The 19,123-nt window shown below is 58.4% G+C and carries 21 protein-coding genes, 5 tRNA genes and 1 pseudogene; 15 read left to right on the top strand and 12 right to left on the bottom strand.

The features are described from left to right. The first annotated feature begins 28 nt into the window (after window positions 1–28). The 5 genes from F8N85_RS28490 to F8N85_RS35505 are packed head-to-tail and all read left to right on the top strand — an operon-like array spanning window position 29 to window position 2,745. Window positions 29–1,222: a DUF2515 family protein gene (locus tag F8N85_RS28490; RefSeq protein WP_224795768.1), complete on the top strand. Its 1,194-nt coding sequence runs from the start codon at window positions 29–31 to the stop codon at window positions 1,220–1,222. Further along, on the top strand, window positions 1,219–1,833 hold the full coding sequence (locus F8N85_RS28485; RefSeq protein ID WP_150806802.1) for a hypothetical protein: 615 nt from the start codon (window positions 1,219–1,221) through the stop codon (window positions 1,831–1,833). Before F8N85_RS28490 ends, F8N85_RS28485 begins: the two co-directional genes overlap by 4 nt. Further along, on the top strand, window positions 1,830–2,021 hold the full coding sequence (locus tag F8N85_RS28480; RefSeq protein ID WP_191636286.1) for a hypothetical protein: 192 nt from the start codon (window positions 1,830–1,832) through the stop codon (window positions 2,019–2,021). The genes F8N85_RS28485 and F8N85_RS28480 overlap by 4 nt, the downstream gene beginning before the upstream one ends. After that, complete coding sequence (locus tag F8N85_RS28475; protein WP_150806801.1) at window positions 2,018–2,632, top strand: hypothetical protein; 615 nt, start codon at window positions 2,018–2,020, stop codon at window positions 2,630–2,632. Before F8N85_RS28480 ends, F8N85_RS28475 begins: the two co-directional genes overlap by 4 nt. After that, window positions 2,617–2,745, top strand: coding sequence for a hypothetical protein (locus F8N85_RS35505; RefSeq protein WP_263596390.1), 129 nt, complete (start codon window positions 2,617–2,619; stop codon window positions 2,743–2,745). The genes F8N85_RS28475 and F8N85_RS35505 overlap by 16 nt, the downstream gene beginning before the upstream one ends. 59 nt (window positions 2,746–2,804) lie before the next feature. Here the strand turns inward: F8N85_RS35505 and F8N85_RS28470 are convergent, their stop codons facing one another. The 11 genes from F8N85_RS28470 to uvrB all read right to left on the bottom strand — a co-directional run bounded on the left by F8N85_RS28470 (window position 2,805) and on the right by uvrB (window position 11,107). Continuing rightward, window positions 2,805–3,251 (bottom strand): Hsp20 family protein, encoded by a 447-nt coding sequence (locus F8N85_RS28470; RefSeq protein ID WP_150643596.1) that lies wholly within the window; start codon window positions 3,249–3,251, stop codon window positions 2,805–2,807. 112 nt (window positions 3,252–3,363) lie between these two features. Next, entirely contained in the window at window positions 3,364–4,323 is a 960-nt protein-coding gene (locus F8N85_RS28465) for a tRNA dihydrouridine synthase (RefSeq protein WP_150806800.1), read from the bottom strand. A gap of 187 nt (window positions 4,324–4,510) precedes the next feature. Continuing rightward, window positions 4,511–4,948, bottom strand: a complete 438-nt coding sequence (locus tag F8N85_RS28460) for an acyl-CoA thioesterase (protein ID WP_150806799.1) — start codon at window positions 4,946–4,948, stop codon at window positions 4,511–4,513. 50 nt (window positions 4,949–4,998) lie between these two features. After that, window positions 4,999–5,832 (bottom strand): alpha/beta fold hydrolase, encoded by an 834-nt coding sequence (locus F8N85_RS28455; protein WP_150806798.1) that lies wholly within the window; start codon window positions 5,830–5,832, stop codon window positions 4,999–5,001. A 29-nt stretch (window positions 5,833–5,861) separates the two neighbouring features. Then, window positions 5,862–6,401, bottom strand: coding sequence for a TetR/AcrR family transcriptional regulator (locus tag F8N85_RS28450; RefSeq protein WP_150806797.1), 540 nt, complete (start codon window positions 6,399–6,401; stop codon window positions 5,862–5,864). 194 nt (window positions 6,402–6,595) lie between these two features. Beyond that, window positions 6,596–6,671, bottom strand: a tRNA-Glu gene (locus tag F8N85_RS28445). Window positions 6,672–6,751: 80 nt separating this feature from the next. Further along, window positions 6,752–6,827 (bottom strand) — tRNA-Ala (locus F8N85_RS28440). 53 nt (window positions 6,828–6,880) lie between these two features. After that, window positions 6,881–6,956: transfer RNA gene (locus F8N85_RS28435), tRNA-Glu, on the bottom strand. Window positions 6,957–7,037: 81 nt separating this feature from the next. Then, window positions 7,038–7,113, bottom strand: a tRNA-Ala gene (locus tag F8N85_RS28430). Window positions 7,114–7,327: 214 nt separating this feature from the next. Next, on the bottom strand, window positions 7,328–8,809 hold the full coding sequence (gltX, locus tag F8N85_RS28425; protein WP_150806796.1) for a glutamate--tRNA ligase: 1,482 nt from the start codon (window positions 8,807–8,809) through the stop codon (window positions 7,328–7,330). 282 nt (window positions 8,810–9,091) lie between these two features. Continuing rightward, window positions 9,092–11,107 carry an excinuclease ABC subunit UvrB gene (gene uvrB, locus F8N85_RS28420; RefSeq protein ID WP_150806795.1) on the bottom strand — a complete coding sequence of 672 codons (2,016 nt, stop codon included), beginning with the start codon at window positions 11,105–11,107 and terminating at the stop codon, window positions 9,092–9,094. A 333-nt stretch (window positions 11,108–11,440) separates the two neighbouring features. Between uvrB and F8N85_RS28415 the strand changes: the two genes are divergently transcribed. Continuing rightward, window positions 11,441–12,637, top strand: coding sequence for an amino acid aminotransferase (locus F8N85_RS28415; RefSeq protein ID WP_150806794.1), 1,197 nt, complete (start codon window positions 11,441–11,443; stop codon window positions 12,635–12,637). Window positions 12,638–12,794: 157 nt separating this feature from the next. After that, window positions 12,795–12,992, top strand: coding sequence for a hypothetical protein (locus tag F8N85_RS28410; protein ID WP_150806793.1), 198 nt, complete (start codon window positions 12,795–12,797; stop codon window positions 12,990–12,992). Window positions 12,993–12,997: 5 nt separating this feature from the next. Here the strand turns inward: F8N85_RS28410 and F8N85_RS28405 are convergent, their stop codons facing one another. Next, window positions 12,998–13,231, bottom strand: a complete 234-nt coding sequence (locus F8N85_RS28405; RefSeq protein WP_150806792.1) for a hypothetical protein — start codon at window positions 13,229–13,231, stop codon at window positions 12,998–13,000. Window positions 13,232–13,500: 269 nt separating this feature from the next. Here F8N85_RS28405 and F8N85_RS28400 point away from each other — a divergent pair. The 8 genes and pseudogenes from F8N85_RS28400 (at window position 13,501) to F8N85_RS35225 (ending at window position 19,109) form a co-directional block, all read left to right on the top strand. Further along, a tRNA-Asn gene (locus tag F8N85_RS28400) sits at window positions 13,501–13,576 on the top strand. A 160-nt stretch (window positions 13,577–13,736) separates the two neighbouring features. Further along, window positions 13,737–15,020 carry a tyrosine-type recombinase/integrase gene (locus tag F8N85_RS28395; RefSeq protein WP_150806791.1) on the top strand — a complete coding sequence of 428 codons (1,284 nt, stop codon included), beginning with the start codon at window positions 13,737–13,739 and terminating at the stop codon, window positions 15,018–15,020. A gap of 911 nt (window positions 15,021–15,931) precedes the next feature. Further along, window positions 15,932–16,272: pseudogene (locus F8N85_RS35235) on the top strand (integrase); the annotation flags it as partial. A 219-nt stretch (window positions 16,273–16,491) separates the two neighbouring features. Beyond that, window positions 16,492–16,824, top strand: coding sequence for a carboxymuconolactone decarboxylase family protein (locus tag F8N85_RS28380; RefSeq protein ID WP_150806790.1), 333 nt, complete (start codon window positions 16,492–16,494; stop codon window positions 16,822–16,824). 44 nt (window positions 16,825–16,868) lie between these two features. Next, window positions 16,869–17,975 carry an alkene reductase gene (locus F8N85_RS28375; RefSeq protein ID WP_150806789.1) on the top strand — a complete coding sequence of 369 codons (1,107 nt, stop codon included), beginning with the start codon at window positions 16,869–16,871 and terminating at the stop codon, window positions 17,973–17,975. A gap of 48 nt (window positions 17,976–18,023) precedes the next feature. Next, window positions 18,024–18,242 (top strand): tautomerase family protein, encoded by a 219-nt coding sequence (locus tag F8N85_RS28370; RefSeq protein ID WP_095052113.1) that lies wholly within the window; start codon window positions 18,024–18,026, stop codon window positions 18,240–18,242. Window positions 18,243–18,334: 92 nt separating this feature from the next. Further along, window positions 18,335–18,955 carry a glutathione-regulated potassium-efflux system oxidoreductase KefF gene (gene kefF, locus F8N85_RS35900; RefSeq protein WP_224795767.1) on the top strand — a complete coding sequence of 207 codons (621 nt, stop codon included), beginning with the start codon at window positions 18,335–18,337 and terminating at the stop codon, window positions 18,953–18,955. Further along, entirely contained in the window at window positions 18,921–19,109 is a 189-nt protein-coding gene (locus tag F8N85_RS35225; RefSeq protein WP_224795766.1) for a hypothetical protein, read from the top strand. Before kefF ends, F8N85_RS35225 begins: the two co-directional genes overlap by 35 nt. The last annotated feature ends 14 nt before the right edge of the window (window positions 19,110–19,123 follow it).

The raw sequence follows: 19,123 nt of genomic DNA, 5'->3' as shown, positions 1-19,123 counted from the left end.
TGCCAACCAGACCCTCAGGTGTCAGGAGATCGATGGTGGTGCCGTCGCGCCGCGTCCCCGGGCAGCCGCTCAACCCGCCGCGCCGGCCGCCGCCCGCCAATCGGTCACCGAGCCGCGCCCCTCCGGTTTCGCGCCTGCAGCGAGCCGTCCCACTCCGACCTTCGCTGAATTGCCGGGACGGGTCTGCGAGAACCTCTGGCTGGGGTACCAGCAACGAGCCGAGTCCGTCGTGGCACCGGGCGGCAGGCTGATCGCCGACCCCAAGGCGCGCAACCGTGCCATCAATGCCGCCTACGCCCAGTTATGGCTGCACGATCAGCGCTTCCAGTGGGCGGGCCTCGCGGCTTTCGCCTCCAAGCAGGTCGGTTGCGGCCTGCTGCACGCCGCCGATTCGATCGAGAAGATTCAGGCTGAATATGAGGCGGGTCAGGTTCTGAAGAATAGCGCCAGGAAAGGATTCTTTGGCTTGCTCAGCCGCAGTGAGCGTGACAGGCAGGCGAAGCTACGGGACTTTGAGCAAACGCAACGCGACTACGAGCAAGCCCTCCGTAACAATCCGGTGCCGAGCATCGACTTCGGGCGCGATGACGAATCACTGTCGTATGTGCAGCAGCTGTACCAGCACGTGTACGAAATGCTGGCCATGGGCAATACCACGCTGTTTCTGGATATATTTCCGCTGCATGTTTTTTACCAAGAACGTGGGTTGGATGCGCTGGAAACCTGTCTGCCTTCACGTAGCAACATTTATGGACATAACCAGCACCCGGTACTGTGGCCGGTCGCGCAGGAAGTGCTGGAGTTCGGTACTGACCACAAGGAAATCCTGCAAGCCTTTGAGGCCATTGAGGCTGGCAATATTGCCGAAAGCGTTGAGCATCTGGCTTGGCACGAACAGCAGAATATCCTGCAACCGGCGATGTACAGCGACACGAAACTGGTAACTCTGCTACGCAGCAACCATGTCTCCTACGTCACCGGCTTCCCGTCCGGCGCCGCTCAAGCCATCGAGCTGACACTGGCCAGCCAGTGCCACCGCGTCGATGATGGACGCACCATTGGCTTCGGCAACAACCTCATGGCCAACCTGGCCGATCTCCAACAGCGGATGCCCTTCGTGCTCAATGCAGCGGCGCGATTTGATGAGCTGCTGCGTGACGGCAATCGCCACCGGATCGAACAGGCGATTCTGGATATCGCCGCAGGCCGGGGGGTGCGATGAGTGGGCTTGCGCATCTCGGCTGGCGACGTGGCGGGATCGGTCTGGCCGTTGTCGCACTCCTGGTGTTGGCGGCGGTGCGCTTTGGCGCCAGTGAACCGGAAATCGCGCTGGTGATTGGCGAGCCATGGGAAGCCATGCGCCAGCGCTCTAGCGCCACCATTGATCCAGCCATTGCGGGACATTTTTGGGGGAGATTACCGAGGTCGGATGCTCGCCTTCGTTTTATAGACCCCAAATACGGGTTCGTGACCCCACAGGCTCGCTTTTTCACGGTCAGTTTCGATAGTGATGAGTTTGTCAGAAGTGTCCGAATGTCCCCGCAGATTGAGCCGCTATTGCTCGACGATACGCTCAAGCTCGTGCTGGATTTGCAGGAGCAATGGCGCATAGGCGGCTGGACGCCAACCCGGGCGGACTTTCCATCGTTCGCCGACACCCCCCAATGGCGTGCCCGATTGCAAGACGAGAACAAAGGCGGTGTTGCTTACTGGAAAGCAGATGACAAGTATCAAGTGATGCTAATAGTCGGGCGCTTCGAGGATGACAAGCGCCCCGACGAGGAGCGCTACCTCATCACGCTGGCACTTGCCAGCCCATGGGGTGGGTCTTGACCCGCGTTGATGATGGACGCACCGTTGGCTTCGGCAATAACCTCATGGCCGATCTGTCCGATCTCCATCAGCGGATGCCCTTCGTGCTCAATGCAGCGGCGCGGTTTGATGAGCTGCTGCGTGACGGCAATCGCCACCGGATCGAACAGGCGATTCTGGATATCGCCGCAGGCCGGGGGGTGCGATGAGTGGGCTTGCGCATCTCGGCTGGCGACGTGGCGGGATCGGTCTGGCCGTTGTCGCACTCCTGGTGTTGGCGGCGGTGCGCTTTGGCGCCAGTGAACCGGAAATCGCGCTGGTGATTGGCGAGCCATGGGAAGCCATGCGCCAGCGCTCTAGCGCCACCATTGATCCAGCCATTGCGGGACATTTTTGGGGGAGATTACCGAGGTCGGATGCTCGCCTTCGTTTTATAGACCCCAAATACGGGTTCGTGACCCCACAGGCTCGCTTTTTCACGGTCAGTTTCGATAGTGATGAGTTTGTCAGAAGTGTCCGAATGTCCCCGCAGATTGAGCCGCTATTGCTCGACGATACGCTCAAGCTCGTGCTGGATTTGCAGGAGCAATGGCGCATAGGCGGCTGGACGCCAACCCGGGCGGACTTTCCATCGTTCGCCGACACCCCCCAATGGCGTGCCCGATTGCGGGACGTGAACAAAGGCGGCAAAACTTACTGGCAAGCGGGTAACCAGTATCAAGTGATGCTGGTGGTTAATCGTTTCAGGGACGACAGGCGTCCCACAGAAGAGCGCTACCTCATCAAGCTGCAACTTGCCACACCATGGGTGAAGCCTTGACCCGGCGCCTTGATGACCTACGCACCATTGGCTTCGGCAACAACCCCATTGCCAACCTGTCCAATATCCCTCAGCGCATCGCCTCCGTGCTCAAGGCAAAGCACCATGTCTGAAGCAGAAAAAAAGGGCGCCGATGGCGCCCTTTTCAATGCAGTGGTTAACCTCGCAGCCATCAGTGCTGCAGAGCCGGTTTATCTGTCCCATTGATCGGGATGCGTTTGGCTTTCGCTTCTTCCGGTATGACACGCAACAGGTCGATGCTCAACAAACCGTTGCTCAGGTCGGCGGTTTTGATCTGAATGTGGTCCGCCAGACGGAAGGACAGTTTGAAGGCACGCTGAGCGATGCCTTGGTACAGATAAGTGACGTCTTCGTCGGCGTCACGTTTGCCGCCACTGATGGTCAATACGCCTTTTTCGACTTGCAGCTCCAGGTCTTCTTCCTGGAAACCGGCGGCCGCAATCACGATGCGGTATTGGTCGTCACCGTGCTTTTCCACGTTGTAAGGTGGATAGGTGCTGCCTGGTTCGTTACGCAGCGCCGACTCGAACAGATCGTTGAAACGATCGAAGCCCACCGAAGAGCGGAACAGTGGAGCCATGGAAAATGCAGTGCTCATGTCAGTCTCCTGAAATTCAGCAAGTGGTTATCTCCGCGACCCGAATTCGGCATCGCGTATAAAAAAGATAGGGACCGACTTACGCATTTCAAGAGCTTTTTTTGAAAAAATTTCAGGCCGCTTCAGTGCGCTGAACACCCAGCAAACGCCCGACCTGCTCCAGATCGGTTTCCCGACGCATTGCCGTAAACAGCTCCACGGCCTCAGGGTAATTGCGGGTCAACATCGCCAGCCACTGCTTCAACCGGCCAGGTGCCGCGCGTGGTGTCAGTTGTACGACGGCTTGCGCCCAGAAGTCCTGGAGCAGCGGCTGCAGATCGGCCCAGGACATTTCCACCACCTCTTCGCCAGCCCGCGCCGCAGCGATTTGCCGGGCCAGATCCGGACGCGAGACCAGGCCACGACCGAGCATGATGTCTTCGACGCCGCTGATTTCGCGGCAACGGCGCCAGTCTTCGACGCTCCAGATATCGCCATTGGCAAACACTGGCACCTTGACCACTTCCTGGACCCGTGGAATCCACTCCCAATGGGCCGGTGGCTTGTAGCCGTCGGTCTTGGTCCGGGCATGCACCACGATGTGCGCCGCGCCGCCTTCGGCCAAGGCCGTGGCACATACCAGCGCGACGTCCGGGCTGTCGAAGCCCAGGCGCATCTTGGCCGTCACCGGGATATGCGCGGGTACCGCGCGACGCACTTCGGCGACTATCGCGTTGAGCAGTTCCGGCTCTTTGAGCAGCACTGCGCCACCGCGTGATTTGTTGACGGTTTTGGCCGGGCAGCCGAAGTTCAAGTCGATCACCTCGGAACCCAGCTCGCAGGCCAACGCGGCGTTTTCCGCCAGGCACACAGGGTCGGAGCCGAGCAATTGCACGCGCAACGGCACCCCGGCAGCGGTTTTCGCGCCGTGGAGCAATTCAGGAGCCAGCTTGTGGAAATAAGCCGGGGTCAGTAGACGATCATTGACGCGGATGAACTCGGTCACACACCAATCGATACCACCAACCTGGGTCAGCACGTCCCGCAGGATGTTGTCGACCAAGCCCTCCATGGGCGCCAAAGCAATTTGCATGGGTAACACTCAACGAAAAACGTGCGGCAGTTTACTGGGTTTACAGGTGAAAGAGGTACGAGGTGCCCCCAAAAGATCGCAGCCTGCGGCAGCTCCTACGCCGACCGCGCCCCCTGTAGGAGCTGCCGTAGGCTGCGATCTTGGCGATATTGGCCGCGCTGAAGGACTTCCTTCCCACAGGTCGGTGTCAGACCGTGCCCTGCAACGCCGGCCCATAACCCTCGATAAATTCCGCTGGCATGCGCTTGGGCTTGCCGCTGGACAGCTCGATGCAGACAAAAGTGGTCTGGGCCCGGAGTAAGGTGGTGTTGTCACTTGGGCGGACCAACTGAAAACGTCGGCTCATTTTCAAGCGCTGATCCCAATCGACGATCCAGGTCGCTAACTGCAACTCATCGCCTTCATAGGCGGCAGCCAGGTAATCGATCTCGTGGCGGACCACGGCCATCGCCCGGTCCAGCCGCCGATATTCGCTCAGGTCCAGGCCCAGGCGCTGCGAATGGCGCCAGGCGCAGCGCTCGAGCCAGGTGACATACACCGCGTTATTGGCATGTCCAAGCCCGTCGATGTCTTCGGCACCCACCTGCAGATCAATGATAAATGGCGTTGCCAGATCCCAGCCCATGCCCCACTCCCCCGGTCAGCTAATGTCGACCGGGGCAGTGTAACGGATGCTCAGGCGGATTGGCGCGCTCGCACGCTACGACCGGAGAGCAAGGCCAGCACGCCCTCGATCAGTCGCGGATCGGACAGTACCCGCTGATGACCACCTTGGGGCAGACGCAACAAGCGGCTGTCGAACCAGGCCTCGTGAATCAGTTGCGATTCCTTGACCGGGACAAAGTTATCATCCTCGGCATGCACGATCAGCCCGGGCATATCCAGCTGATAGTGCGCCACGTCGAGACACGCGGCGCGCATGCCGACATCCTGTTCGATTTGCCGGATAAACGCCGAACGGGCTTTTGGCGGCAGGCGTACATAGCGGGCAAAACCGCGCAGCACCGCCAATATCCGCGCTGGAGCGGCGATACTGACCAGGGTTTCGGTGCGCAAGCCCAACTGGACTGCCAGCATGGCACTGGCGCCGCCCATGGAATGACCGATGACCGCTTGCAAGGGCGGCAATTCCGCAGCGGCCTCAAGCATGGCCCGGGCGAACAACACTACATTCGCTTCATGCCCGGGAGAACGGCCATGGGCCGGACCGTCCAACGCAATCACCATATAGCCGGCGTCTACCAGCGCAGTGATCAGACTGGCGAATTGCGTCGGCCGGCCTTCCCAGCCGTGCATCAACAGCACCGCCGGTCCCTGTCCCCAGCGCAAGGCCGAAAGGCCGAAACGCAGGGTAATCCGCTCGGAGCTCGCCAGCAGCGGCAATTCCCAATCCCGTGGCGGCAGCTCACGCGGCGTCATGAATGCCAAGCGCATCCGGCTCGCGACCAATCGCGGGGCAAACCAACCCAAGGTGCCATTAACGCCACGAACCCAGCTTAAAGTGCTCATCGCTCATCTCCTCGGGATTACGCTTCAGGTCATAGCACCGCCGACTTGGCGGCGCGCAGCAATCGATCGGATAACTCTCCCGCGCCCAAGGCCCGCGCCAGTGCCAGGCCGCCGACCATCAGGGCGATATCGGCCAGGACTTTGTCGGCCTCTTCCGGGCTGCTCGCCAGTTGCGCGACCATCAACTCCACATGCTCATTCAACGCCTGACGGAAATCGTCCGGCAGGCGACCCAACTCCCCGATCGAGGCCGGGATCGGGCAGGCTTGTTCAGTTGAATCACGGTGCTTGCGTGACAGGTAGAAAGCCGCGACCAGCGCGCGACGCTCTTCGCCCGTCAACTCGGCGTCCATTTCCTCGATCAAGCCACGGCGCTGAGCGAGCAGTTGCTTGAACGCTTCCAGCATCAGCGCATCCTTGCTTTCGAAGTGCGCATAGAACCCACCCACCGTCAGCCCGGCGGCGCCCATCACCTCTCCCACGCTCGGTTCGGCCGGACCGCGCTGAATCAGCGCTGCGCTGGCGGCCTTGAGGATGCGTTCGCGGGTTTGAGCTTTTTTGTCGTTCATCGTTGCCTCCGAATATTACGATTGAAATATTATTCTCATAATAAATTTTCGCAAGTCATAAATATGACCGCTGGTCAGAAGAACCTTTTTTTGAACAGAGAGCTGGGGAAAGAGAGAATCGGCGAATGCCAGACAAACAAAAGGGCCATTCAATAATTGAATGACCCCTATAAATCCCGCAGAGCGGGTAATCGTGGCGTCCCCTAGGGGACTCGAACCCCTGTTACCGCCGTGAAAGGGCGGTGTCCTAGGCCACTAGACGAAGGGGACGCAAAACCTTCTATACAACTGATCAGTGCTGAGAGCTGATCGATTCAAGGCCGGTGTGGCCAGACCTTGAACTGTAAAATTGGTGGAGCTAAGCGGGATCGAACCGCTGACCTCCTGCATGCCATGCAGGCGCTCTCCCAGCTGAGCTATAGCCCCGGATTTTTCGCCTCGCGGCGGAACAGCATCTTGCAACACTGCTTCTGTAAAACTGGCGTCCCCTAGGGGACTCGAACCCCTGTTACCGCCGTGAAAGGGCGGTGTCCTAGGCCACTAGACGAAGGGGACGCAAAACCCTTCTATACAACATGATCAGGCTGAGTCTGATCGATTCAAGGCCGGTGTGGCCATACCTTGAATTGTACAATTTGGTGGAGCTAAACGGGATCGAACCGTTGACCTCTTGCATGCCATGCAAGCGCTCTCCCAGCTGAGCTATAGCCCCTCGTCGGTGAGGACGGGGCGAATCTTAAGGGTGTATCGCAAGGCTGTCAAACTTATTTTCAACAAATTTCAATATTTTTTGTCGGCATTACAATCACTTACCACCCCCTCCCCGGAAAACGGGGTCGTTTCCCCATTTCCGGCCGCCGAAGATCAGGATCAAAAGATCGCAGCCTCCGGCAGCTCCTACGCGAGGATGGGTTGAATCAGTTGCTTCAGGCGATAGCGCCCAGGAGTTTTTCCCACTCCTTGTTTTCCTTCTTCGACACGCCACCCAGCAGATCGATGGCCTGGCGCAGGCGGAAGCGGGTCAGGTCCGGACCGAGGATTTCCATGGCGTCGAGCACCGACACCGAACTGGCCTGGCCGGTGATCGATGCGAACATCAGCGGCATGGCGTCACGCAGCTTCAGCTCCAGCGACTCGACCACTGCCTGAATGGTCGCGGTGATGTTGTCCTTCTCCCACTGGCGCAGGCTTTCCAGCTTCCACAGGATCAACTGCATCAATTGACGCACCTGGTCGCCCGAGAGCTTCTTGGACTCGAACAGCTTGACGTCCGGGTTCACGCCACCGGCAAAGAAGAAGCCGGCCAGCGGGGCGATCTGGCTGAAGGTTTCAACCCGGCCCTGCACATGCGGGGCAATCTTCATCAGGTATTCAGGGTTCAGCGCCCACTCCTGCACTCGGCTGGCGAACTCTTCCAGCGGCAGGTCGCGCAACCACTGGCCGTTGAGCCAGGACAGCTTCTCGACATCGAAAATCGGTCCGCCCAGGGAAACCCGCGACAGATCGAAGTTATCGACCATTTCCTGCAGCGAGAACTTCTCGCGCTCGTCTGGCATCGACCAGCCCATGCGGCCCAGGTAATTGAGCATGGCTTCCGGCATGAAGCCCATGCGCTCGTAGAAGGTTACCGAGGTCGGGTTCTTGCGCTTGGACAGTTTGCTCTTGTCCGGGTTACGCAGCAGTGGCATGTAGCACAGCTGCGGTTGTTCCCAGCCGAAGTATTCGTAGAGCAGGATCAGTTTCGGCGCCGATGGTAGCCATTCTTCGCCGCGCAGCACGTGGGTGATGCCCATCAGGTGGTCGTCGACCACGTTGGCTAGGAAGTAGGTCGGCAAGCCGTCGGTCTTCATCAGCACCTGCATGTCCATGCGATCCCACGGGATCTCGACGTCGCCACGCAGCATGTCCGGCACCACGCAAACGCCTTCGGACGGCACTTTCATGCGGATCACATGGGGCTCGCCAGCGGCCAGACGGCGCGCCACTTCTTCCTTGGAGAGCAACAGCGCACGGCCATCGTAGCGCGGGGTTTCGCCGCGGGCCATTTGTTCGGCGCGCATCTGGTCCAGTTCTTCCGCGGTGCAGAAGCACGGGAAGGCATAACCCAGCTCGACCAGCTGCTGACAGTACTTCTGATAGATGTCGCCGCGCTCGCTCTGCCGATACGGGCCGTGGGGGCCGCCGACGTCCGGGCCTTCGCTCCAGTTGATGCCCAACCAGCGCAAAGCATCGAAAATCTGCTGCTCGGATTCGCGGGTCGAACGCAATTGATCGGTGTCTTCGATCCGCAGGATGAACTCACCGCCATGCTGCTTGGCAAAGCAGTAGTTGAACAAAGCGATGTAAGCGGTGCCGACATGGGGATCGCCGGTAGGCGATGGCGCGATGCGAGTGCGGACGGTGGTCATGGCATGTCTCGAAAAGAATATGAAAAGCGGAGATGAAACAGGGGGCGAATGGTAACAGGCGATAGCCGCCCGGCTCCAGTGAGCAGGGCATTTAAGCCAAGGCATTGCCAGTGGGGTTCAAGGCTGAGAGAGATGCATTGATACCGAGGTGCCCTATCGCGAGCAAGCTCGCTCCCACATTATTAGACCGCGTCCGTCTGGACAACTCGGTCAACTCGGTCAACTGCGGGAGCGAGCCTGCTCGCGATGAGGCCATCACAGCCACTGCAAATTTCAGAAAAATCACACCACCATCAACCGCTCGCGCAGCTTGCCGATTTCGTCGCGCATCTGCGCGGCGGCTTCGAATTCCAGATCGCGCGCCAGCTGGTACATCTTCTCCTCCAGTAGCTTGATGCGTTTGGAGATCTCGCCTGGTGAACGCAGTTCGTTTTCGTAGCGGGCGTTTTCCTCGGCGGCCTTGGCCATACCTTTGCGCTTTTTGCTGCGCGAACCCGGCACGGTGGCGCCTTCCATGATGTCCGCGACGTCCTTGAACACACCTTTTGGGATAATGCCGTTGGCCAGGTTGAAGGCGATCTGTTTGTCGCGACGGCGTTCCGTCTCGCCCATCGCCCGTTCCATGGAGCCGGTGATGCGGTCCGCATAGAGAATCGCCCGACCATTGAGGTTACGTGCCGCCCGGCCAATGGTCTGGATCAGTGAACGCTCGGAGCGCAGGAAGCCTTCCTTGTCCGCGTCGAGAATCGCCACCAGCGACACTTCCGGCATGTCCAGGCCTTCGCGCAGCAGGTTGATCCCCACCAGCACATCAAAAGTGCCCAGGCGCAGGTCGCGGATGATTTCGACCCGCTCCACCGTGTCGATGTCCGAGTGCAGATAGCGCACCCGCACACCGTGGTCAGCCAGGTAGTCGGTCAAGTCTTCGGACATGCGTTTGGTCAGGGTCGTGACCAGCACGCGCTCGCCCAGCGCCACCCGCTTGCCGATTTCCGAAAGCAAATCATCGACCTGAGTCAGCGCCGGGCGGATCTCGATCTGCGGGTCGACCAGGCCGGTCGGGCGGACCAGTTGCTCGACCACTCGACCGGCGTGCTCGGACTCATAGTTACCGGGGGTTGCCGAAACGAAAATGGTCTGCGGACTGATATTTTCAAACTCGTCGAAACGCATCGGCCGGTTGTCCAGCGCTGATGGCAGGCGGAAGCCGTATTCGACCAGGGTTTCCTTGCGCGAACGGTCGCCTTTGTACATGGCGCCGACCTGCGGCACGCTGACGTGGGACTCGTCGATCACCAACAAGGCATCGGCCGGCAAGTAGTCAAACAAGGTCGGTGGTGCCTCGCCGGATTCACGACCCGACAGGTAGCGCGAGTAGTTTTCGATACCGTTGCAGTAACCCAGCTCGAGAATCATCTCCAGATCAAAACGGGTGCGTTGCTCAAGGCGCTGCGCTTCCACCAGTTTATTGTTGGAACGCAGGTACTCCAGGCGTTCCTGAAGCTCGATCTTGATTCCTTCGATAGCACCCAGCAGGGTGTCCCGTGGCGTCACGTAGTGGCTTTTCGGATAGAAAGTGAAACGCGGCAGCTGGCGAGTCACTTCGCCGGTCAACGGATCGAAGGCGGAAATCTTCTCCACTTCATCATCGAAGAGTTCGATGCGGATCGCTTCAAAATCGGATTCCGCCGGGTGGATATCAATCACATCGCCGCGTACCCGGAAGGTCGCACGGGCGAAGTCCATGTCGTTTCGGGTGTATTGCAGGTCGGCGAGCCGGCGCAGCAAGGCACGCTGGTCGAGCTTGTCGCCACGATCCACGTGCAGCACCATCTTCAAATAGGTTTCCGGACTGCCCAGGCCATAAATGCACGAGACCGTGGTAACGATGATCGCGTCCTTGCGCTCCAGCAGCGCCTTGGTCGCGGACAACCGCATCTGTTCGATGTGGTCGTTGATCGAGGCGTCTTTCTCGATAAAGGTGTCGGAAGACGGCACGTAGGCTTCAGGCTGGTAGTAGTCGTAGTAGGAAACGAAGTACTCCACCGCGTTATTCGGGAAGAACGCCTTGAACTCCCCGTACAACTGCGCCGCCAGGGTCTTGTTCGGCGCCAGCACCAGGGTCGGGCGGTTGATCTGGGCGATCACGTTGGCGATGCTGAAGGTCTTGCCCGAACCGGTCACACCGAGCAACGTCTGGTGCGCCAGCCCTGCTTCGATGCCCTCGACCATCAGGCGGATGGCTTCCGGCTGATCGCCAGCGGGCTCGAAGCGGGTGACTAGCTGGAAGTCAGACATAACGTACCTCTGGTTCGCTCCTGCACGGCCACACCGAACAGGAACGAGAACGAGCGAAAACGACCAATGTCGTCGGAAAAAACTTGATTGTGCTGGATGTGGTGGCAAATGCCACGGGTTTCAAGCCGAACGTCCTGCAACGCCTCGTACCTTTGACGTTGCGATATGACTAACGGTCGAAAAATAAACCGAAAAAGCTGCCTGAAAAGCCCAATTGGCTGTCGCCGCGCTCTGTGATGCTCTCTATACTAGCTCCCCGTTTGTGCACCGCTCTAGTGCATTCGGCTGGAGCGCTACACGTCCCTCCACACCCCATTCAGAGCCGCCGCAAAAATGAGCCTGTTCTCCGCTGTCGAAATGGCACCACGCGATCCAATCCTGGGCCTCAACGAAGCATTCAACGCCGATCCCCGTACCGACAAGGTCAATCTGGGGGTCGGTGTCTACTGCAACGAGGAGGGGAAAATTCCACTCTTGCGTGCGGTTGTCGAAGCCGAGACGATTCGCGTGGCTCAACACGCTTCCCGTGGCTACCTGCCGATCGACGGCATTGCCGCCTACGACCAGGCGGTGCAAAAGCTGCTGTTCGGAGCTGACTCAGCACTGATCACCTCCGGCCGGGTCATCACCACCCAGGCCGTTGGCGGTACCGGCGCACTGAAAATCGGTGCCGACTTTCTCAAGCAATTGCTGCCTGACGCCGTCGTCGCCATCAGCGACCCAAGCTGGGAAAACCACCGCGCGCTGTTCGAAACCGCCGGCTTCCCGGTACAGAACTACCGCTACTACGATGCCGCCACCAACGATGTAACCCGTGCAGGCCTGCTTGAAGACCTGAACGCCCTGCCTGCTGGCTCGATCGTGGTGCTGCACGCCTGCTGCCACAACCCGACAGGCGTCGACATGAATCCGGCCGACTGGCAGAACGTCCTGGACGTGGTCAAGGCGAAAAACCTCGTGCCATTCCTCGACATGGCCTATCAGGGCTTTGGCGATGGCATCGACGAAGACGCTGCCGCTGTACGCCTGTTCGCCGAATCGGGCCTGACCTTCTTCGTCTCCAGCTCGTTCTCCAAATCTTTCTCCCTGTACGGCGAGCGCGTTGGTGCCCTGTCGATCGTCAGCGAATCGAAAGAAGAAAGCGCGCGCGTGCTGTCGCAAGTCAAACGTGTGATCCGCACCAACTACTCCAACCCGCCGACCCACGGTGCAAGCATCGTTGCCGCCGTGCTGAACAGCCCGCATTTGCGCGCCCAGTGGGAAGAGGAATTGGCCGAAATGCGCTTGCGCATTCGCGGCATGCGCATGCAGATGGTCGATCTGCTGGCCCAGCATGGCGCCAAACGCGACTTCAGCTTCGTCGGTCGCCAATGCGGGATGTTCTCCTACTCCGGCCTGACCGTTGAGCAAGTCACCCGCCTGCGCACCGAGTTCGGCATCTACGCCCTGGACACCGGGCGTATCTGCGTTGCCGCATTGAACCAGAACAACATCGAGGTAGTGACCAAGGCCATCGTTCAGGTGATCTAAGCCACAAGCGAGAAAAAACAAAGGGGAAGCCGGTCGGCTTCCCCTTTTTGTTTTAGTCGGTGAGACAATCCCGCTCTGTGAAAAGACCGCTGCCGGTGGGATTGGTACGCAGCGGTGAATTCAGAACGCCAGGCGCCCTGCCCTTTCGAGAGACTCCATGAAAAACGATAATTTGCGCGCTGACCGCGACGAGCTGGACATCTACACCCCCCGCACTCAAAACAAACGCAGCAGCGGGCTGGTCTGGCAGATAGCCCTGGGGGTGTTCCTCGGCGGCATGGCGCTGTGGCTGGTGCAGCTTGTCGCCACCTCGCTGGCCGCCAAGTTCATGCTCGGCACACTGACGATTGGCTGAAGCCGTTAGCCAGCCAGTTCGGTCGAACGCTGGCTGGCGGCGTTGTCGAATGCCACATACAAGGATTCGGCCACCTGGCTTTTGATCGCTTTGGCGCTTTCAAGCCCCAGCACAAAGCCTTCGGCCTTGCCGCCTGCCCGGTTCAGCTCATCGGCCGAACCGGCCTGGGTGATCGCATCCCACAGCTTGGAAGCATGTGGACCTACGCCTTTTGGCAGGCTGATCTGTTCAATGCTCATCGGGCCACCGCGGATTGTCGTGGGGTGGCGAGGGCTTGTACGGTTGAATACACGAGCGTGGTCATGACACTACCTTTGCGGCTGAGGGCCGGCAGCGCGTGAAACCACTTCCGGGGGACCATGGTAGACCTGTACCGAGGTTCTGGTAACCGGCGGTCATCGATAAACCGCGCATTGCCCGGATTGTTGCGTGGCAGTCGTCCGATAAAATCCCGCCAAGTCTATTCGAAGCTTGACTTCTCCTTTTCAATCAGTAACATAGACGGCATTCCGCGATAGCTCAGTTGGTAGAGCAAGTGACTGTTAATCACTGGGTCCCTGGTTCGAGTCCAGGTCGTGGAGCCAGACAAGGTTCCAGAGAAGGCTTTAAAAATCTCTGAACCAAAAAAAACCCGCCTTCTGGCGGGTTTTTTCGTTTTGGTGTTCTGTTGGATTCCGGTAGGTACCAGCCATTTTAAGGGTGGAGTTTGGGATAAAGGTCAGTTCGATTAAAGGGAGTACCCTTATGTCGCGCACCACTGCTCCACTCTCCGATTCCGCTTGCCGTTCTGCCAAGCCCGCAGACCGCGCCTACAAGCTTTTCGACGGCGACGGCCTTTACCTTCTCGTCCTACCCAATGGCCGGGAAGGACTGACCTCTTTCGGCAACTACCCCATCGTTAGCCTCGCCGATACGCGCCGCAAGCGCTTGGAGGTCAAGCGAATGCTGGCGGATGGCATTGACCCCATAGGAGCCAAGAACCAAGCCAAGACGGACGCTCTGATCAAAGGCCGCACCTTTGAAAGCGTTGCGCTGGACTGGCACACGGAAATGTCAGCCAAGAGGGCACCGGACTATTCCAAGACAGTGATGAGTCGCCTCAAAAACCACCTCTTCCCGCTGATCGGCGCCCGCGCCATTGTCGACCTGGACACCCACGACCTTATGCGGCCCCTGGAAGCGATCAAGAAGCGCGGAACGATAGACATTGCTTTAAGGGTACAAAACTACCTGCAGAGCATCATGCGCGAGGCAAAGCGCCTCCGGCTTATCACCGTAAACCCTGCTTACGATCTCGAAGGCTCGATCAAAGCCTCGCGGGTCGTCCACCGCCCCGCTTTATCCTTATCGCGCTTGCCTGAATTGCAGGAACGGATCGACACCTATAAAGGCCGCGCACTTACCCGGCTGACGGTCTTGCTGTCGCTGCACGTGTTTGTACGCTCCAGCGAGCTGCGCTTCGCCCGCTGGAGCGAGTTCGACCTCAAGCGTGGCGTCTGGGAAATACCCGACACGCGACCAGCGTTGGAAGGCGTACCCTTTTCTACAAGGGGTACGAAGATGGCCGGCGATATCCATCTTGTACCCTTATCGCCGCAAGCGGTCGCCCTGCTTGAGCAGATCCACACAATCACAGGCAAATTTGACTTGGTGTTCGCAGGCGATACCAAGTCTTGGAAACCAATGTCCGAAAACACTGTGAACAGCGCGCTTCGGAAGATGGGGTACGACACCACAACCGAGATCTGCGGCCATGGCTTTCGCTCGATGGCCTGCAGCGCACTGATCGAGTCGAGTTTGTGGACGGACACAGCCATCGAGCGGCAGATGAGCCACAAGGAACGCAACAATGTCCGCGCCGCTTACATCCACAAGGCCGAGTTTATCGAGGAGCGCAGGCTGATCATGAACTGGTGGAGTCGCTACCTTGAGGCTAATCAGCAGAAGCATGTCAGCCCACGCGAATTCGCCAATCAGACGGGTGCGAATGTCACTCGCCTAAAAGCAAAACGTGGCGCAACTGAGTAAGCGCTCGGTCCTCATATCTCAGTGATCCGTTTGTCCACGCGGGTCCATCCAGACAGGGCTGCAAAGCCGCCCTGTCTGGATGGACCTCACTTAAAAAATCTAAAGCCCACGCAATTGTCTGTGGAAAACCATTGATTTCCATCGGTGGATAATTTCATCCGCAGCCGCAGAACTCCCAACAATTCGAGCCTTGACCCGAATTCTCCACAGGCGTAGAAAAGGTCGGGCAAAGCGCTGTCGTTGACAGCAACCCAGGTAGCCAGAACCTTTAAGGCTACGCCACACCGTGGTGGTTCTCCCAAAGTGCGATTAGCGTCCGGCGGCTCGCACGGTCACAGCGATGTGATGGATGCCTACTTTTACTAGTGTGCCCACTGCGGCAACTCATACCCCTTCATATCTGCCCTGCAGCAACTTATCCGCGTGGCCATTTCATTGCGCCAACCTGCGCCCGTCTCTTTCTCCCGGAAAGAGACGGGCGCTCCTACCACTGCTGCAGCCCACCTCGTACCAGGCTTTGCGGCATTCCCCCTCGTGACAATCGGCGCGACAAACACCGATGTCACCAGCAACAGCGATGCCGATGATGGTGCCGCAGCCCACGGAATGGACTGCACCTGACTGACAGTCAGGTATGCCCCGGTCGTCGCTTCACTGCCTTCACCCGACTCAGGATCTCGCAGCACCGGTCTCGTCAGCCAGCGCAGCCTCCACCCGCCCGATTCTTCGGAGGTGTTCAGGAGGCCAGATCATGAGATGCCCAAGCTCCCGGTCGTAAAGAGCCGTCAGTCCCGCGTTAGAGGACAACCCTCACCGGTCGCAGGGGCCTTGATCCCTGATAACACTCAACATTCTTGGCGGGATGACGTGGGGAAGGTTTTAAAAGTTTTGACTTCGAGAGGAGTTCAATCATGGCACTGGTAGGTAAACGGGATGGCGCAATTTTGGCTATGGCCGGCAACTCAGCTATGCCGGGCCGCAAGCATTGCGAGATCTGTTTGGCGGCGGGCATTACGGCACGGTCAAAGCGCACAGTGATCGATGGCAGGCATTTGTACGTTGGTGCCACTCAGAGGATGGGCCGGGGTTAACGATGCGCGACAAATTGATCGGCAGACCTTGCTGAACTAGGCCGGGCATCTGCGTCAGCAAGTTGAACAAGTGCGCTATCGGCATCGCCACCGCGAAAAACCGGTTGCCCAGTGTGAATCGGACTATGACGGCGCTTCGCGGCGATCAGTATGTGAGTGTCTCGACGATGCCTGACAGCAAGCGGTGCTGACAATCAACAGTCCAGTAATCGTCATCCCCATGAAGCGATTTCCCTATTGTTCAGGACCAAATTATCAATACCTTCGATTGCGTCGATAGTGAAAATCAGCACGAGCACATTGTTTGCCTACCAACTGGATGGTAGTTTATTAGCAAGTTTTTAGATAACTGTAATCAACACCATCCCTGTGAGAATCCCATGCAAGATTGGAAGCAAACCCGCAAAGACATCAATACTCGCTTGGTAGAACTAAACGGCCTGTCTCCGGAAACAATGAAGGGCATGGCGTCGCTCGGCGCCGCCGGCGGCAAGACCAATCACCTGAACGCGAAGACCCGGGAACTGATCTCCCTCGCCGTAGCCGTGACCACCCGCTGCGACGGTTGCATCGCCTTCCACGCCGCCGAAGCCAAGAAACTTGGCGTTACCAGTGAAGAAGTCGCCGAAGCACTGGGGGTGGCAATCAACATGAACGCCGGTGCAGCGTTGGTGTACAGCACACATGTGCTGGACGCATTCGATAAGTCGTAAATCAAACGCTGACTTTCAACCTGTTAACGACTTCGAGACTAATCATGAATAAGCTGCTCACCCCTTACGATCTGTCCGGTACTGCGCTAAAAAACCGGGTCGTCATGGCCCCCATGACCCGCACCCGGACCCTAGACAACATCCCTAACGAGTTCACCACGCTGTATTACGCACAGCGTGCTTCTGCTGGTCTGCTGATCACCGAAGGCCTGCCGATTTCCGACGAAGCCCGTGGCTACCTGTACACCCCAGGTATTTATGCCGACGAACACTTGCCAGGCTGGCGTCAGGTCACCGACGCGGTGCATGCCAAGGGCGGGAAGATCTTCGCGCAGTTATGGCACGTTGGCCGTATGTCCCATATTTCGGTGCATGGCATGATTCCGGTTTCTTCGGGTACTCAGCCGGCGGTCGATACCACGGTATATGCCTGGATCGAGCCTGGCGAATCCGGTCCTGTGCAACCCAGCGTGCCTCGTGCGCTGGAAACGGATGAAGTGAAACGTGTCATCGCTGACTTTGTGAAGTCTGCGCGTATGGCGATGGAGGCCGGTTTTGACGGTATCGAAATCATGGCTGCCAACGGGTTCCTGTTCGATCAGTTCCTCAGCAGCGCCTTGAACACCCGTACCGACCAGTACGGTGGCTCTATCGCCAATCGCCAGCGCTTTCTGCTGGAAACCATTGACGCGATTTCTGCCGAAATCGGCGGCTCGAAGATTGGCGTACGGTTCTCGCCGTTTGGCCGCCTGTATGACTTTGGTGTGTACGAAGGTGAAGCAGAAACCTGGATGAGCATGGCGGCAGCGCTTAATGAACGCGAACTGGCCTACGTCCACCTGAACTACCAACCGACCATCGTCGCCGCTGAAACGCCGCCGGGGTTCGGCGCCGCGTTCCGTGAAGCCTACAAGGGCACCTTGATGGCCGCCGGTGGGTTTAACCAAGCCCTCGCTGAGTCGGAACTGGTTAAAGGTGAACTCGACTTGATCGCCTTCGGTACGGCCTACATCGCCAACCCCGATTTGGTGGAGCGCATGCAGAACGGCTGGCCACTGGCAGAGGGTGATCGCGCGACTTACTACGGTGTCAGCGATCGCATTGCCAAGGGTTACACCGACTACCCGGAATACGTTGCAGCCAAAGCCTGATCATTCGCTGTTTCATCACCGTCCACTTCAGACATTAAGGAGCACACCATGCCTCTCGTTACCATCAAAGGCATTGAAGGCGTTTTTACCGACAAGCAGAAAGCCGAAGTCATCCAGAAAGTGACGGACGCCATGGTGTCTGTGGAAGGTGAAAACATGCGCGCCCTCACCTGGGTCATCTTCGAAGAGGTCAAAAGCGGAGATTGGGGAATCGCTGGCGAACCCGTGACTGCGCAGGACGTATTGAAACTGCAAGTAGGTAAATAAAGGGTTCCATCCCCAAAAAGCGACTCTCTGGTCGGTGAGCATCTTCATGCCCAACGACCAGAGAGTTTTTTCGTTCTGAATGAACTCGCGATTTGTCGTGGAATGCTCCCAATGATTCTGATCATTACGCTCACCCTTACCCCGACAAATCCAAGGTTAACGAGGTGATGCTCAGGCAAGCCTCCAATAACCCGGATGTGGTCATACGCTCCCTTTATGACCTGTACCCGGACTTCAACATCGATGTCCAAGCCGAGCAGCAAGCCCTAGAACAGGCAAAGCTTCTGGTCCTGCAACATCCGCTGTACTGGTACAGCTGCCCGCCGCTGCTGAAATTGTGGATCGATAAAGTCTTCACCCAAGGGTGGGCCTATGGCAAAGGCGCCACCGCACTCAAAGGTAAGAGCTTGTTGTGGGCCGTGACCACCGGCGGCGAGCACGACCAGTTCGACATGGGTGCCCCCCCCGGGTTTTCGGTGCTTGCCCAACCCCTGCATGCGACCGCGACCTACTGCCAGATGCGCTGGCTGACGCCTGTGGCTGTCCACGGTGCTTTCAACGCTGACCCTCGACCCTGCTTTCGCATTGTCTTTGGGCCGCAGGGCATTGGAGCAACTGAGCATTGGTCGTTACGAAGCCCGCGAACGAGCGGATCGATTCCGTCGTCTGAACCTGGAGATGCTGGAAGAAATGGCCGCACAGCCGGTGGATGATACCGAGTTCAAGTATGACGCCTACAAACGGGCCAACGCGCTGTTAACGGAAATCTTCAACGAAGACCGCGCTCATCCCATCGATAACTGGTCCGGGGTAAATCCACACCCGAAGGATGAAAAAGAACGCCAGGCTGATCAGCCTGACCGCTGATGGAGGAGGTTCGG

It is taken from the genome of Pseudomonas fluorescens, assembly GCF_902497875.1.
Lineage (GTDB): Bacteria > Pseudomonadota > Gammaproteobacteria > Pseudomonadales > Pseudomonadaceae > Aquipseudomonas > Aquipseudomonas fluorescens_BR.
Note: the sequence above shows the minus strand (reverse complement) of the source record. Positions and strands in the feature narration are given on the sequence as shown.

Bases quoted from the DNA above. Each gene is read 5' to 3' on its own strand.
- F8N85_RS28485 (WP_150806802.1), top strand. From the start codon at position 1,219: ATGAGTGGGCTTGCGCATCTCGGCTGGCGACGTGGCGGGATCGGTCTG.
- F8N85_RS28475 (WP_150806801.1), top strand. From the start codon at position 2,018: ATGAGTGGGCTTGCGCATCTCGGCTGGCGACGTGGCGGGATCGGTCTG.
- F8N85_RS35505 (WP_263596390.1), top strand. From the start codon at position 2,617: ATGGGTGAAGCCTTGACCCGGCGCCTTGATGACCTACGCACCATTGGC.
- F8N85_RS28470 (WP_150643596.1), bottom strand. From the start codon at position 3,251: ATGAGCACTGCATTTTCCATGGCTCCACTGTTCCGCTCTTCGGTGGGC.
- F8N85_RS28465 (WP_150806800.1), bottom strand. From the start codon at position 4,323: ATGCAAATTGCTTTGGCGCCCATGGAGGGCTTGGTCGACAACATCCTG.
- F8N85_RS28460 (WP_150806799.1), bottom strand. From the start codon at position 4,948: ATGGGCTGGGATCTGGCAACGCCATTTATCATTGATCTGCAGGTGGGT.
- F8N85_RS28455 (WP_150806798.1), bottom strand. From the start codon at position 5,832: ATGAGCACTTTAAGCTGGGTTCGTGGCGTTAATGGCACCTTGGGTTGG.
- F8N85_RS28450 (WP_150806797.1), bottom strand. From the start codon at position 6,401: ATGAACGACAAAAAAGCTCAAACCCGCGAACGCATCCTCAAGGCCGCC.
- gltX (WP_150806796.1), bottom strand. From the start codon at position 8,809: ATGACCACCGTCCGCACTCGCATCGCGCCATCGCCTACCGGCGATCCC.
- uvrB (WP_150806795.1), bottom strand. From the start codon at position 11,107: ATGTCTGACTTCCAGCTAGTCACCCGCTTCGAGCCCGCTGGCGATCAG.
- F8N85_RS28415 (WP_150806794.1), top strand. From the start codon at position 11,441: ATGAGCCTGTTCTCCGCTGTCGAAATGGCACCACGCGATCCAATCCTG.
- F8N85_RS28410 (WP_150806793.1), top strand. From the start codon at position 12,795: ATGAAAAACGATAATTTGCGCGCTGACCGCGACGAGCTGGACATCTAC.
- F8N85_RS28405 (WP_150806792.1), bottom strand. From the start codon at position 13,231: ATGAGCATTGAACAGATCAGCCTGCCAAAAGGCGTAGGTCCACATGCT.
- F8N85_RS28395 (WP_150806791.1), top strand. From the start codon at position 13,737: ATGTCGCGCACCACTGCTCCACTCTCCGATTCCGCTTGCCGTTCTGCC.
- F8N85_RS28380 (WP_150806790.1), top strand. From the start codon at position 16,492: ATGCAAGATTGGAAGCAAACCCGCAAAGACATCAATACTCGCTTGGTA.
- F8N85_RS28375 (WP_150806789.1), top strand. From the start codon at position 16,869: ATGAATAAGCTGCTCACCCCTTACGATCTGTCCGGTACTGCGCTAAAA.
- F8N85_RS28370 (WP_095052113.1), top strand. From the start codon at position 18,024: ATGCCTCTCGTTACCATCAAAGGCATTGAAGGCGTTTTTACCGACAAG.
- F8N85_RS35225 (WP_224795766.1), top strand. From the start codon at position 18,921: ATGCTGGAAGAAATGGCCGCACAGCCGGTGGATGATACCGAGTTCAAG.